Source organism: Bacteroides oleiciplenus YIT 12058 (assembly GCF_000315485.1).
GTDB lineage: Bacteria > Bacteroidota > Bacteroidia > Bacteroidales > Bacteroidaceae > Bacteroides > Bacteroides oleiciplenus.
This window is the reverse complement of record NZ_JH992944.1, coordinates 619,829-634,932: the sequence shown is the minus strand read 5'-3', so window position 1 is coordinate 634,932 and position 15,104 is coordinate 619,829. Positions and strand designations below refer to the sequence as shown.

The window sequence follows — 15,104 nt, the reverse complement described above, 5'->3', positions numbered from 1 at the left end:
GTGGTTATGAATAAATTGTTATTTTTTTCTATATTGCTATTGACCTGTGTAACGGGTTGGGCTAACGGCATACGAAATTTTTATGTGGATTCTTTTAGCGATAGTCAAGTTGCTGATGGTAGTATGGAATCCCCATTTAAAAGTTTGGATGCTTTGAAAGGTGTTAAATTCCTGCCGGGTGATTGTATTCATCTGGCAGGGAATCAGATATTAACCGGAACTATTCATGTTAAGGGAGTAAAGGCAACATCTGAGAATCCGCTTACTATCACTTCATACGGGACGGGAGTTTCACATATTTATTCTGTCCATAGTTCTGCCATTGTAATAGATGCCTGTGAGAATATTCATGTAAAGAATGTAGTGGTGAAAGGTTCGGGGCGTAAAAAGGGCAATACGGGGACAGGCATAGAGGTGGTTAATTCGAGGTTGATAGAGGTTGATAGAGTGGAAGCTTCCGGGTATCAAATGAATGGCATTGGGGTAACTGGCGGAGGAGATGTACGTATAACTCATTCGTACGTACATGATAATGGTTATAACGGTATTGAAGTGACTGGTAAATGGGGAACAAAATCTGTGCATAATATTTATATAGGCCATTGTGTAGCCGAAAATAATGCCGGAAATCCTGCTATTCTGGACAATCATAGCGGAAGCGGGATATTGGTAGGCCATGCAACCAATGCAACAATAGAGTATTGTGAGGCTATGGGGAATGGTTGGGATATGCCGAGGTCCGGAAATGGACCGGTTGGAATTTGGGGATACGAATCAGATCGTTTAACTATTCAATATTGTTTTTCGCATGACAACAAGACTTCTCCGGAAGGATTAGATGGAGGCGGATTTGATTTTGACGGAGGAATAACGAATTCGTTAATGCAGTATAATCTTGCTATGAATAATGAGGGGGCTGGGTATGGCTTGTTTCAGTTTGGCGGCGCAACAGAATGGAATAATAATATCGTACGTTATAATGTGAGTATTAATGACGGGATTAAGAATTCTCATGCGGGTATTTATGTTTGGTGTGATCCGTATAATAAAGATGTTCCTTTATGTGAAACTAAGGTACACGATAATTTAATTATCAGTAATCAGGGGTATTCTATCTCTTTTAATACCGGATTTTCTTCGGGATTGGAATTTGCGAATAATACGTTTATTCTGACTAATGGAGGAATAGAACATTTGCATGGGGATGAAACGAAAGGAATGGCGATTTATAAAGGTAATCGATTTTGGTCTGAAACTGCCGGACAAAAAGGAGAACGACAGCCTCGGGTACCTCAGGATGCAACAGCAAACTATGAGGCAGTTGGATATAATCTTCCCGTAAGTGTAGATATATTTCGGCTGAAAGAAATTATAACTGATATGATACCCTTAACAAAATGAGGGCTATGAATAAAAAAAGTCTTTTCTGGTGGACATTGCTTGGTTGTATAAGTGGTTATTACTGCCAGGTAAATGCACAGTCTGCATATCATATAAATCTGGATATACCGGATAAAATAATAGAAACCGGTCATCTGGATTTGGGTGGGGTGGCTCCTGATGGAGGTTCTATATCTGTAAATAGTTATTATATGGAATTAAATAAGTCTCCTTTCATTCCTATTATGGGAGAGATACATTATGCCCGTATTCCAAATGAACAGTGGGAAGAACAGATATTGAAGGTTAAGTCGGGAGGAGTGAATGTTATTTGCACTTATGTTTTCTGGAATATTCACGAGGAAACAGAAGGTGTTTTTGATTGGAACGGTGATAAGGATCTCCGGAAATTTATCTCTCTTTGTCAGAAACATAATATGAAAACGCTTGTTCGTATAGGGCCTTTCTGTCACGGAGAAATCAGAAATGGGGGCATACCGGATTGGCTTTATGGGCGCCCGTTCCTGATCCGCACCAATGATCGGGAATATTTGAAATATGTAGATCGGCTTTATGCTGCCATTGCTTCTCAACTGAAGGGATTTTTCTATAAAGATGGTGGTTGCATCATTGGTATTCAATTGGAAAATGAGTTGCAACACTCTGCCGCTCCCTGGGCTACTCGCTATCCTGATCAGCCTATTGACTATACTGTTGCTGATTATGATGTGCAAAATACCAAATTTGGTGTATCGGTACAAGAACAGGATATCCAGAGCCCTGAAGCCGGTAATCAGCACATGAAAACATTGAAAGAGATAGCACTGTCTCATGGGATGGAAGTTCCGTTGTATACGGCTACGGGGTGGGGAAATGCTGCGATCATTCCCCAAGAAGTTATTCCTGTAACGGCGGCTTATACTTATCCGACATGGGCGGATATAGGTATGTCTCCATTCTATTTATTCAGAGATATTCACGCTACTCCCGATTACTCTCCGGTACGATATGAAGGATACCGCTATCCTTCTTTCTGTGCGGAAATGGGAGTTGGTATTCAGATGACTTATGGTAGAAGGCCGCGCATTCCGGCCGAAGCAGGTGAAGGACTGATGGTACGTTCGTTAGGAAGTGGCGCCAATGGCATAGGCTATTATATGTATCATGGCGGAATTACTCCTCAGGGAAAGAAGGGCTTCTTTAGTGATGAACCTTCAGGGGTGCCAAAGATGTCTTACGATTTTCAGGCTCCTATCGGAGAATTCGGACATACGCGCGCTTCTTATCATTCATTGCGCATTATTCATCATTTTGTGAATGATTTCGGTCATTTGCTGGCACCTATGGGAGTGGTGTTACCGGAAAACAGTGATACGATCACTCCTTCAAATACTCATACCCTTAGATATGCAGTGCGTAAAAAAGAAAATGCTGGATTTGTTTTTATTACGAATTTTCAGGATCATTGTAAACGTGAAGATCTGAGAGATGTCAGTCTTACTTTGAAATTGGCCGGTGAAACGGTTCGTTTTCCACAGGAGGGAACCGTAACGGTAGCCAAGAATGCCAATATAATTCTTCCTTTTAATATGGATTTAGATGGTATCTTATTGAAGTCGGCTACCCTGCAACCGTTGGCAAGAATTACTTCCGGAGGAAAGAAACATTATTTCTTTTTTGCACCCGAAGGAATGAAGCCGGAGTATATATTCGCAGAGAATACGGTGAAAGGAGGGACTAAAAAGTTGATTCCAGTACCTGGATTTAACAGCACGGTAAGACTAAAATCTATAACAGGGAAAGAGATTCTTATTACAACTTTAACTCGGGAACAAGCCTTAGCAGCCTGTAAAGTGACGGTGGAAAAGGAGGAGAAATTACTGATAACTTCCGCAGATGTGCTGCAGGAAGATGCTAAAGTACGGATTCAATCTACGGATACCATATTGAAGGCTGTTGCTTTTCCTGCGGTTCGTTTTATAACTGAAACTTCTGCGAAGATCAGTAAAAAGAAGTATTGCAGTGAGATATCATTTACCAAGAAAGGAGTACACATTTTCCCCGAGGTTCACATGGCGAGTGAGAGGCGTTTTCTGGTTCATTTGCCGGAAGGTGCTTTCAGAGATGTGAGTGATCTTATTCTTTCTATTGATTATATCGGAGATACAGGTGCTGCATTTATTAATGGAGAGATGGTGGCGGATAATTTCTATCATGGAAACCCGTGGCGGATAGGATTGAAGCGATATGCCGAAGCTGTTCAGGGCGATGGCATCTATTTCTACTTGCAACAATTGTTTGCTAATGCTACTTACCTGCAAGATTTACCTGAAGGGCTCAGGTTGGATTTCTCAAAAGGAGGGCTATGTCGGCTGAATAAGATACAGGTTATTCCTGAATATTATGCAACTTTTACTATTGGAAATTAAAAAAGAATAGAAAATGAAACAAATAGATTTTTACCTGAAGTTTGTAATTCTAATATTGGGCATAAGCACTTCTTCTATTGTCTGCTTAGCTCAAGAGGTATTTCCCGTGACATGCAAGGAATATAATGAAATAATTCTGACTCATGTGCTAACTCCTGTAGGACCTGTCCCGACTGCTATGGATGCTGATGGTGTTTATCCGTATGTTAGTTATAGTGAGACTTCCAATCGGCCGGTTCCTAAAACTTATCGAATGATTTCACTTGAAAATGAACTTATTAAAGTTGTAATTTGTCCGGACTTATGTGGTAAGGTGATGTCGATGATACATAAAGGGAGTGGTAAAGAAGTCTTGTATAATCCACATCTTGTACGCCACACACGTATTTTGCCACGTTTCTATTTTGTGGCGGGCGGTATAGAGGTCAGCTTCCCTATTTCACATACCCCTACTCAGAATGAGTCGGTTTGTTATAAGATAGATCGGACTACTGACCGGATTTATGTTACTTGTGGTGAGCGGGAAATGCATTACGGTATGCAATTTTCTGTTGAATATTCTTTGGGGACAGGAGAACACTTTCTGACACAACGTGTCAGAATGCATAATCCGGGTACGAATGCCTATCCCTGGATGTCGTGGACAAATGCTGCTATTCCTTGCATGCCTGATACTGAATATAGTTTTCCGCAAGGAGAAGTATTGGTACATGCTTCTGCATTAGATACAATAAACTGGAAAAAACAGGGACCTAAAAAAGAAAAAGATATATCAGAAATGACCGGGTATTTCTGGAAGACGAAAGATGTAAACGCTTTTGGCGCTTATACTCCTTCATTGGGGTATGGCCTTTATCATATTGCGGACGAACAAAGTGCACCGGGAATAAAGTTATGGAGTTATGGAGTGAAGGAAGATAAAGAATGGTCATTGCTCAGTACAAATAATAGGCAGACTTATGCAGAACTACAAGGGGGACCTATCAGCGACCAGTCTATAAAACTGGAATTGCAGCCGGGTGAATACAGGGAGCATACTGAGTTCTGGATACCTGCTGATAAGCGAATGGATATTTATAAACTTTCTGTGCCGGAAGTTGCATTGCGTCCGATAACGGAAGTGCCGTTATTCGGCTGGGCAAGAGAGAATGAGATCGCTCCTTGGATTGCATTGCTCAATGCTTTTGAGTATGGAACGGATATTCCTCAAATAGATCCGACAACCACTTTTTGGGCACCTTCCGGAATGGAAAATCTAGATGATGCTTTTCAGTGGGCTATTATAAAATGCAATAAAGATCAGCAAGACTATTGGAAGTACTATTACGGTGCATGGTTGGCCGGACGCGAAAGAAGTAAAGAAGCTATTGTTTGTCTAAGTAGTGTGAATTTGGGATTAGCGCAGGCTTTATTGGCAAGATTGTATGAGATAAATAAAGAATATACCAAAGCGGAAGCTACTTATGATGCCATAAGCGAAGAATGGGTGGCACTGCATCCGCAGGTGGTTGTAGCTCGTGATAAATTGTTGCGTCAGTTGGGGAGTAGGACTCTTGCTAAACGCGAGGAATGGCTGAGTAAAGTTGATGCTTCTGCAGATGAATGGATTGCCGAAAGGCGGGTACAACTACTTATTGATAAAAAACAATATAAAGCTGCTAAAGACTTGTTGTTGTCTATTAAATTTCAGAAAGTACATCAAACTTATAATCGTACGGATATGTGGCGTCAAATATGCAAGGCTTTAGGAGAATCTTCATATATAATTCCGGATAATTTAGGTGAAGACCGCTTGGCGCGTTTTGGAGCATATCGGGAATTTGAATAATCAATTCTATTAATTAAGCTATAAAACCATGAAAAAGAATCTGCTGATAACGGCAACTTTAGTTCTGTTTTTATTTAACTCTTGTGGCCATAGAGTGAGTGATGCAATAGCTATTACAGTATATACGGATAGTATTGTCAGTGATGTGTCAAAGCATCCGGTAGGAATTAATCTGAATTTTATAATGGATGGCGGGCGTTTTCCTGAGGCAAAGAAGAACGTAACAGAAGCAGTAAAAGAACTAGGAACAAAATATTTGCGATATCCGGGTGGTGAGAAATCGGATTTATATCTTTTCAGCATACCGCCTTATGAAGAATCGCATACTTCATTGGCGAGAACAATTGGGTTGGATGATTATCCCGGAGTTTTTAAAGATGGAGAGTTTGTTTATGACCCTTTGGATTTCGATGAATTCATGAAAGTTTGCCGGGATGCTGGAGCTGAACCTGTATTGGTAATTGCTGCTGATAATTATTTACGTAAACCTGAAAAAGGAGAAAGGGTCTCCAGTCGGGAGGCATTAATTAAACATGCTGCTGAATGGGTGAGGTATGCTAACATTAAGAAAAAGTACAATGTGCGTTATTGGATGATAGGTAATGAGAGTTGGAATAAGAATAATGAGAACTCCACTGTTGATATCTATGCTCAAGATGTCATAGACTTTTCAAAAACCATGAAGGCAGTAGATCCCTCCATCTTAGTTATTCCTAATGGCGATAGTGATGAGTTCTTTAAAGCGATTATAACCAAGGCTGGGGATTATATTGATCGTTTATGTGTGAGTAACTATGGTGTTTTTAATTTCAATGCCGGATATGAAAGCTATAAAGATACTACTCGTTGTCTGATATGGCCTGCACAAACAGCACTCAATGCTATGAATAAGTATGCCACACCGGAACAACTCGGTAAGTGGAAATTGATAGTTGCTGAATATGGAACAATTGATTGGGCCGGACTTTGGCATGGAACTAATGATATGGGGCATGCAATTGTGAATTTTGATATGACCGGTCAATTACTGTTAGAGCCGCAGATAGAGTTTTCGTGTTTCTGGAATACCCGTTGGCTGAATAATGAAGAACAGCCTCAGACAGATCACGACGCTATTGATTCAAATGGGAATATCAACCCTACGGGGTATTCGTTGCTGATCTGGAATCAGTTTATGGGCGATAAAATGATAAAGTCCGAATCAAAAGGATATATTATATCTTATGCGAGTTATTCTCCTCAAAAGGATCAATTGTTTGTGTACCTTATTAATAAAGGTGACAGGGAGGAGAATGTGAATATTGTTATTCCTGGTAAAGTTGATGCTAAAGTAGTTCAATGCTGGGAGTATTTCGGTAAGGATGATAAGGATCTGGCTCCTGTGTGGCAACAAAGAGATGTGAAAGATAAAGATATAACTTTGAAAAAGTATTCAATAACAGTTATAGAGTATAAGTTGACGGAGGGGTAATAGTACCTGATTTGATACATGGTAGTATAAGGGCCGCTTATCGGGAATACTGATAGACGACCCTTATGTGTTATTTAGACAAACTAATTATGAGACGTATTTAGATGGTGATTTCTCCTGCCATCGGAGTACGCATTCTCTTTCGTACCTCATCAGGCGTGTAGCCATGCCCCAGTAGAAACATGAGTTTTGTAACGGCTGACTCCGTCGTGCTGTCATATCCGCAAAGCACTCCCGCCTGCATTAACTGATAGCCCGTTTCATAACGTTCCATCTCTACGGTTCCGGCACTGCACTGGGTGACGTTGACAATAACTATCCCTTGCTCGCAAGCATTTCGCAAACGGCGGATGAACCACTCTTTGCGAGGAGCATTTCCCGAACCGTACGTTTCGAGCACAACAGCTTTCAATCCCTCAATACCCAATATACTTGACACTACATTTTCCTGAATACCCGGAAAGAGTTTCAATATAGCTACATTGGTATCTAATAAATAATGTGGCTTCAGTTCCCGTTCAACTTCCTTAAAGCGGATTTGCACATTGTTGTATTTAATATGGATACCTGCTTCTGCCAATACAGGATAATTGAATGAACGGAATGCATTGAAGTTCTCTGCATTCATCTTGATAGTACGATTGCCGCGCATCAGGTGATTCTCAAAGAAAATGCAGACCTCGGGTACAAGCGGATTGCCTTTTGCATCACGTGCACTGGCTATTTCAAGACTGGTAAGAAGGTTTTCTTTTCCGTCCGTACGGAGCACGCCGATGGGCAATTGTGAGCCGGTGAGAATGACAGGTTTGCTCAAACCTTCCAGCATAAAGCTGAGGGCGGATGCGGTGTAAGCCATCGTATCAGTGCCGTGCAGAATCACGAAGCCGGTATATTTGTCATAATGGTCACTGATGATGTGTACCAGTTTGCGCCAGGCTTCCGGGTCCATATCCGAGGAGTCCATCGGAGGATCGAACTGGTAAGTATCGATATGGAATGTGAAGTTTTGCAGCTCCGGTACGTGCTTTTTCAGTTGCTCGAGATTGAAATTCTCTAAAGCACCTGTTTCGGGGTTTTCTATCATTCCGATGGTTCCACCGGTATAGATTAGCAAAATGGAAGTTATATTTGGGCTCATACGCATTCTCTTACGGTAATTTAGTGCAAATATAATGATATATCTTGAATTGGATAACAAAATGTAAGAAAAGTGCGGCCGTGTTATAGGAATTCCGTGCTGAAATGTGTGAAAATGTCACTTTGTCTTTTTGCATATTTCTGCCTCTTTTTGCGGCTTTCTATATTTTTATTACAAAAAAACCACAAAATGTGATAGATTGAATGTTTTTATTATTACTTTTGCGACACTTATCAATAAAGAAACAGAGAGTATGAACAAGTACTATCAACATACAGTCACATCCATGTGCATGACCATGACCCTTAGGGGTTAATGGATAGTATTTGTGTTTCTACGTGTTACACTATTTTTAGCAGCTTTTCTTATTTTAATTCAAGTCAATACAGGCACCGATGTCCTGTTCTCGACACATTGTATCAACCTTATCAATAATTATAAAGGAAATGAAAGTAATTAAATTCGGTGGAACGTCCGTAGGTTCCGCGAACAGTATTTTGAGCGTCAAGAGAATTGTAGAAGCAGTAGAAGAACCGGTTATTGTGGTGGTATCCGCGCTGGGCGGCATCACAGACAAGCTGATAAACACGTCGAAAATGGCTGCCACCGGCGACGCTGCCTATGAAAATGAGTTCCGTGAAATCGTTTACCGCCATGTAGAAATGATTAAGGAAGTGATTCCTGCTGGTGCGGCGCAAGTGGAACTGCAACGCCAGATAGGTGAATTACTCAATGAACTGAAAGATATTTTCCAGGGTATTTATCTGATAAAAGACCTTTCGCAAAAGACATCAGACACGATTGTCAGCTATGGTGAGCGCCTGTCGTCCATCATTGTGGCAGAACTGACGGGAGCGAAATGGTTCGATTCCCGCAAGTTCATCAAGACAGAGAAGAAACACTCTAAGTATGTGCTGGATACGGATTTGACGAATGACCTGATCCGCGAAACGTTCAGCGAACTGCCGAAACGTTCATTAGTGCCGGGTTTCATCTCTACTGATAAGGTGACGGGAGATGTAACGAATCTGGGGCGTGGTGGTTCCGATTATACGGCTGCGGTGATTGCGGCTGCACTGGATGCCGACCAACTGGAAATCTGGACGGATGTGGATGGCTTTATGACTGCCGACCCGCGTGTGATTTCTACGGCTTACACCATCAACGAACTGAGTTATGTGGAGGCAACGGAGCTTTGTAACTTTGGTGCCAAGGTGGTATATCCGCCGACTATTTACCCGGTTTGCCACAAGAATATTCCTATATTAATAAAGAATACATTTAATCCCGAAGGAACGGGAACGATTATCAAACAAGAAGTTTCCGACCCGCAAACCAAAGCGATTAAGGGTATTTCTTCCATTAACGATACGAGCCTGATTACCGTGCAAGGTCTTGGTATGGTAGGTGTGATTGGTGTGAACTACCGCATCTTCAAGGCGTTGGCGAAGAATGGTATCAGCGTATTCCTTGTGTCTCAGGCTTCTTCGGAGAACTCCACGTCTATCGGTGTGCGCAATGCGGATGCCGACCTGGCTTGTGAAGTGCTGAATGAAGAGTTTGCCAAGGAAATCGAGATGGGAGAGATTTCTCCGATACAGGCGGAAAAGAACCTGGCTACGGTGGCTATCGTAGGTGAGAATATGAAGCATACGCCGGGTATTGCCGGAAAGTTGTTCGGCACGCTGGGACGTAACGGTATCAATGTGATTGCCTGTGCGCAGGGTGCTTCAGAGACCAATATCTCATTCGTTGTGGATTCTAAATCATTGCGCAAGTCACTGAACGTTATCCACGACTCGTTCTTCCTGTCGGAATATCAGGTACTGAATCTGTTTATCTGTGGTGTAGGTACGGTGGGCGGTAGTCTGGTAGAGCAAATTCGTTGCCAGCAACAGAAGCTGATGGTGGAGAACGGATTGAAGTTGCACATTGTAGGTATTGCTGATGCAGACCGTGCCATGTTCAGCCGCGAAGGTTTTGAACTGACTGACTTCCGCAAGGAACTGGCAGAGAAGGGAAAACCGAGTACGCTGGAAACTTTGCGCGACGAGATTATCGGTATGAATATCTTCAACTCCGTATTTGTGGATTGTACGGCAAGCGCGGCAGTGGCTTCTTTATACAAAGACCTGTTGTTGCACAACGTTTCCGTAGTGGCTGCCAATAAGATTGCCGCTTCTTCTGAATACGAGAATTATCGTGAACTGAAACAGATTGCCCGCCAGCGTGGTGTGAAGTATCTCTTTGAGACGAACGTAGGTGCGGGACTTCCTATTATCAATACAATCAATGACCTTATCCATAGTGGTGACAAAATATTGAAGATTGAAGCCGTGCTGAGCGGTACGCTGAACTATATCTTCAACAAGATTAGTGCGGATATTCCTTTCAGCAAGACCATCAAGATGGCACAGGAAGAACGCTATTCCGAGCCGGACCCGCGTATCGACCTTAGCGGCAAAGACGTGATCCGCAAACTGGTGATTCTGGCGCGTGAAGCGGGCTACAGACTGGAACAGTCGGATGTGGAAAAGAACCTGTTTGTGCCCGATGATTTCTTTGAAGGTACGTTGGATGACTTCTGGAAGAAAGTGCCAAGCCTGGATGCAGATTTCGAGGCCCGCCGTAAGGTGTTGGAAGCAGAGAACAAGCATTGGCGTTTCGTTGCTAAACTGGAAAACGGCAAGGCATCCGTCGGCTTGCAGGAAGTGGGTGTGAACCATCCGTTCTATGGTCTGGAAGGTAGCAACAATATCATTCTGCTGACTACGGAACGTTATAAAGAATATCCGATGATGATACAAGGATACGGAGCCGGTGCCGGAGTAACGGCGGCAGGTGTATTTGCGGATATCATGAGTATTGCAAATGTTTAATAAAATGAAACATATAATCATATTAGGCGATGGAATGGCGGATTGGCCTGTGGAGTCATTGGGCGGTAAGACGCTGATGCAATATGCCAAGACGCCTTATATGGATAAACTGGCGAGCATGGGGCGTACAGGACGGTTGAAGACTGTTGCCGATGGTTTCCATCCCGGTAGTGAGGTAGCGAATATGTCCGTTCTGGGCTACGACCTGCCGAAAGTTTATGAAGGACGAGGACCTTTGGAAGCTGCCAGCATCGGTGTAGATTTGAAGCCGGGCGAGATGGCAATGCGTTGTAACATCATTTGCATTGAAGGTGATCATATTAAAAACCATTCTGCCGGACACATCACAACGGAAGAAGCCGATGTATTGGTGAAGTACTTGCAGGAACATCTGGGCAATGAGCGGGTGTGTTTCTATACAGGCGTGCAATATCGTCATTTATTGGTGATCAAAGGTGGAGATAAGCGTATCGATTGTACGCCACCGCACGATGTGCCGTTGAAACCTTTCCGACCGTTACTGGTGAAACCGATGCCGGGTACGGAGAATATAACAGTTCCCGAAGGCGGTGCAGAACTGACTCCGCAACAAACTGCTGATTTGATTAATGACCTTATCCTGCGTTCGCAGGAGCTTTTGAAAAATCATCCGTTGAATCAGAAGCGAATGGTGGAAGGGAAAGATCCGGCTAATAGTATTTGGCCCTGGAGTCCCGGCTATCGTCCTAAAATGGAACGTTTGTCTGATAAGTTCCCACAAGTGAAACGGGGGGCAGTAATTTCTGCTGTAGACTTGATCAATGGTATCGGATATTATGCGGACTTGCGTCGCTTGACAGTGGAAGGTGCTACCGGATTGTACGATACCAATTATGAGAACAAAGTGGCTGCCGCATTGGAAGCCTTGAAAACGGACGATTTCGTCTATCTGCATATCGAAGCCAGCGATGAGGCGGGACATGAAGGAAATGTGGAATTGAAACTTCTGACGATCGAAAATTTGGACAGCCGTGCTGTAGGTCCTATATATGAAGCCGTGAAAGATTGGGAGGAACCGGTAGCTATTGCCGTATTGCCCGATCACCCTACTCCATGTGAGCTTCGCACACATACCAATGAACCGATTCCTTTCTTCATCTGGTATCCGGGTATCGAACCGGATAGTGTACAGACCTTTGATGAAGTGTCTGTTTGTGAAGGAAGTTGCGGATTGTTGAAGGAAGATGAGTTTATTAATGAATTTATGAAAAGCTGATTATGAAATATTACAGTACCAACAAACAAGCTCCCGACGCCAGTCTGGAAGAAGCCGTAGTGAAGGGACTTGCTGCTGACAAAGGACTTTTCATGCCGTATAGCATTAAACCTTTGCCGCAAGATTTTTATGATAGTATCGATACTCTTTCTTTTCAGGAGATTGCTTATCGCGTAGCCGATGCTTTTTTTGGGGAAGATGTACCTGCCGATACATTGAAACAAATCGTTTACGATACATTGAATTTTGATGTTCCTTTAGTGAAGGTGACGGAAGATATTTATTCACTCGAGCTTTTCCATGGCCCGACGCTTGCTTTCAAAGATGTGGGCGGACGTTTCATGGCCCGTCTTTTAGGATACTTCATCAGAAAAGAAGGTAAGAAACAAGTCAATGTGTTGGTTGCTACCTCCGGTGATACGGGAAGTGCGGTAGCTAATGGTTTTCTCGGTGTGGAGGGTATTCATGTATATGTGCTTTATCCCAAAGGGAAAGTCAGCGAAATACAGGAGAAACAATTTACGACTCTCGGACAGAATATCACAGCCCTTGAGATAGACGGTACATTCGATGATTGCCAGGCGTTGGTGAAGTCTGCTTTTATGGATAAGGAACTGAATGAGCATCTGCAACTTACCAGTGCCAATTCTATTAATGTAGCACGATTCTTACCGCAGGCTTTCTATTACTTCTATGCTTATGCTCAACTGAAGAAGATAGACAAGGCGAACGATGCCGTTATCTGTGTTCCGAGTGGTAACTTCGGAAACATCACTGCCGGATTGTTCGGTAAACGTATGGGGCTGCCTGTGAGGCGTTTCATTGCTGCCAATAACCGCAATGATATCTTTTATCAATACTTACAGACCGGTGTTTATAGTCCGCGTCCCTCTATCGCCACCATTGCCAATGCTATGGATGTGGGCGATCCGAGTAACTTTGCTCGTGTGCTCGAACTTTATGGAGGCAGCCATGCAGCCATTTCTACTGAAATCAGTGGTACTACTTATACTAATGAACAGATTGCTGAAACGATGCGTGAAGCGTGGAAGGAATGTCATTACCTGCTTGACCCACATGGAGCCTGTGGTTTCCGTGCTCTGAAAGAAGGATTGAAATCAGGTGAAACTGGCGTTTTCCTGGAGACGGCGCATCCGGCAAAATTCCTCGAAACCGTGGAAGGTATTATCGGCGAAACCGTAGAAATTCCTGCGAAACTGAAAGCTTTCATGCAAGGTGAAAAGCAAAGCCTATCGATGACAAAGGAATTTGCTGATTTTAAAAGTTATCTATTGTCGCTATAAGGAGCGGAATTTCTTTAAGCAGGAAGAAATAAAGACCCGAAAGCTTGACTTTGGTGTTTCAATATAGTATATTTGTAACCGTAATTTTAACTCAGATTCAAGTTTAAATTAGCATAAGAGGAGGGGCGTTGCTTCTCCTCTCTTTTTTTATCCCATCTGAAATGCCACATTTGATCTTCCCGAATGCCACATCTTAATAACTGAAATTCCACACTCTAACAGGCAATTAATGTGGCATTTACCCAGTTAGGGTGTGGAATTTGCCTTATTCAACTGTGGAAAACACATCATCTACTTGTGGCAAACGCATCATCTGTTTGCATGAAACACATGATGCGTTTGAGAGATTCAGACCATCTGTTTCAGAGGTATGCTACTAAGGACAGTAGTGATAAACAACTTACCGGAGTTAAGAATGCATAAATCTGCTCTTGACAAAAAATCAGTAACTACTCAAGGATAATATTATTATAACATGAAAAAAGGCCTCTGCTAACTATGTTGGATTGTTTTTTCGTACCTTTGTACCCATATTCATTAATGTTGCGAACAAGGAGTTGAAATAGACTTATAATAGTACAGACATGAGCTAATTCTTATGTCTAAAAATAATTCTTTTGTCATTTAACTCATAACCGTTATAGAAAGGTATTTATGCAATTTCTGGTTCGCATTAACCATAAACAAGATAAAAACATGTTTGTATCGTCAATGTCGTCCGAAGAGTTATGTGCTGAAGCAATGAAAGATTTTTCAATATTGCAGACCAAAATCGATTTATTTATGGATCGTTGTGGAAAGCGCCACAGGCAAGAACACTTTATCGGAAGATTTATTAAAAGAATGGTAGTCACGACAAAGCGGAATAATTCTTGGACCATTGCATTTCTTGCTCTCAATGAAGGTGTTGCACTTCTTATTTACGCTCCGATAATCGGTCAGGAAACTTGCGGATATATTGCATTATCGAGCAATAGACATCCTCTTGTTCTTGAGTATACTCCACATTTTATGCAGAGATACAGAGAACGTTACCTCAGGTATTATAATCTGGAAACTGGTAATTATAATGCATTTGAGTATTTTAACATGAAAAATAATAATACTCTTTATGTCAGGCAACCTGATAATTCATACTATTTTATATCAGAGCAAGGTGTCATGATTGGCAGACTGGTGTCAGAATGCATGGTAAGTCACAGAACTTATATCGGAGATGATAACCTGTCTCTCCGTAAAAGGATTATTCTTGATGAAGAATATAAAACACTTTGTGCTGCAAACGCACTTCTCCGTTTACCTGATAATTTGAATTTGGAGACAGTACGTAATGTTGCCAATCAATACAACTTGGGTGATGAGTTCACACAAAGATGGTATACATGGCATGCTATGGAATTTGTTCAACCATAATTCGCCA

The 15,104-nt window shown here is 42.2% G+C and carries 9 protein-coding genes; 8 read left to right on the top strand and 1 reads right to left on the bottom strand.

Features of this window, described 5'->3' with window-relative positions; translation table 11 throughout:
* The first annotated feature begins 6 nt into the window (after window positions 1-6).
* Genes HMPREF9447_RS22050 through HMPREF9447_RS22035 form a run of 4 tightly spaced genes read left to right on the top strand, consistent with a single transcriptional unit; the run spans window position 7 to window position 7,108 of the window.
* Window positions 7-1,401 (top strand): right-handed parallel beta-helix repeat-containing protein, encoded by a 1,395-nt coding sequence (locus HMPREF9447_RS22050; RefSeq protein ID WP_009132004.1) that lies wholly within the window; start codon window positions 7-9, stop codon window positions 1,399-1,401.
* 5 nt (window positions 1,402-1,406) lie between these two features.
* A complete protein-coding gene (locus HMPREF9447_RS22045) occupies window positions 1,407-3,809 on the top strand; it encodes a beta-galactosidase (RefSeq protein WP_009132003.1) in 2,403 nt (800 codons plus the stop codon).
* A 13-nt stretch (window positions 3,810-3,822) separates the two neighbouring features.
* Window positions 3,823-5,637 (top strand): DUF5107 domain-containing protein, encoded by a 1,815-nt coding sequence (locus HMPREF9447_RS22040; RefSeq protein ID WP_009132002.1) that lies wholly within the window; start codon window positions 3,823-3,825, stop codon window positions 5,635-5,637.
* Window positions 5,638-5,665: 28 nt separating this feature from the next.
* Window positions 5,666-7,108 (top strand): hypothetical protein, encoded by a 1,443-nt coding sequence (locus HMPREF9447_RS22035; protein WP_009132001.1) that lies wholly within the window; start codon window positions 5,666-5,668, stop codon window positions 7,106-7,108.
* Window positions 7,109-7,208: 100 nt separating this feature from the next.
* On the opposite strand, the gene HMPREF9447_RS22030 is transcribed toward HMPREF9447_RS22035, so the two are convergent.
* Window positions 7,209-8,246, bottom strand: coding sequence for an asparaginase (locus HMPREF9447_RS22030; protein WP_044138591.1), 1,038 nt, complete (start codon window positions 8,244-8,246; stop codon window positions 7,209-7,211).
* 446 nt (window positions 8,247-8,692) lie between these two features.
* On the opposite strand from HMPREF9447_RS22030, the gene thrA reads away from it, so the two are divergent.
* The 4 genes from thrA (at window position 8,693) to HMPREF9447_RS22010 (ending at window position 15,097) form a co-directional block, all read left to right on the top strand.
* Window positions 8,693-11,125 carry a bifunctional aspartate kinase/homoserine dehydrogenase I gene (thrA, locus tag HMPREF9447_RS22025; protein ID WP_009131999.1) on the top strand — a complete coding sequence of 811 codons (2,433 nt, stop codon included), beginning with the start codon at window positions 8,693-8,695 and terminating at the stop codon, window positions 11,123-11,125.
* Window positions 11,126-11,129: 4 nt separating this feature from the next.
* On the top strand, window positions 11,130-12,380 hold the full coding sequence (locus HMPREF9447_RS22020) for a cofactor-independent phosphoglycerate mutase (protein ID WP_009131998.1): 1,251 nt from the start codon (window positions 11,130-11,132) through the stop codon (window positions 12,378-12,380).
* A 2-nt stretch (window positions 12,381-12,382) separates the two neighbouring features.
* Window positions 12,383-13,684, top strand: a complete 1,302-nt coding sequence (thrC, locus tag HMPREF9447_RS22015) for a threonine synthase (protein WP_009131997.1) — start codon at window positions 12,383-12,385, stop codon at window positions 13,682-13,684.
* 654 nt (window positions 13,685-14,338) lie between these two features.
* Window positions 14,339-15,097, top strand: a complete 759-nt coding sequence (locus HMPREF9447_RS22010) for a hypothetical protein (protein ID WP_244267657.1) — start codon at window positions 14,339-14,341, stop codon at window positions 15,095-15,097.
* Window positions 15,098-15,104: the final 7 nt, after the last annotated feature.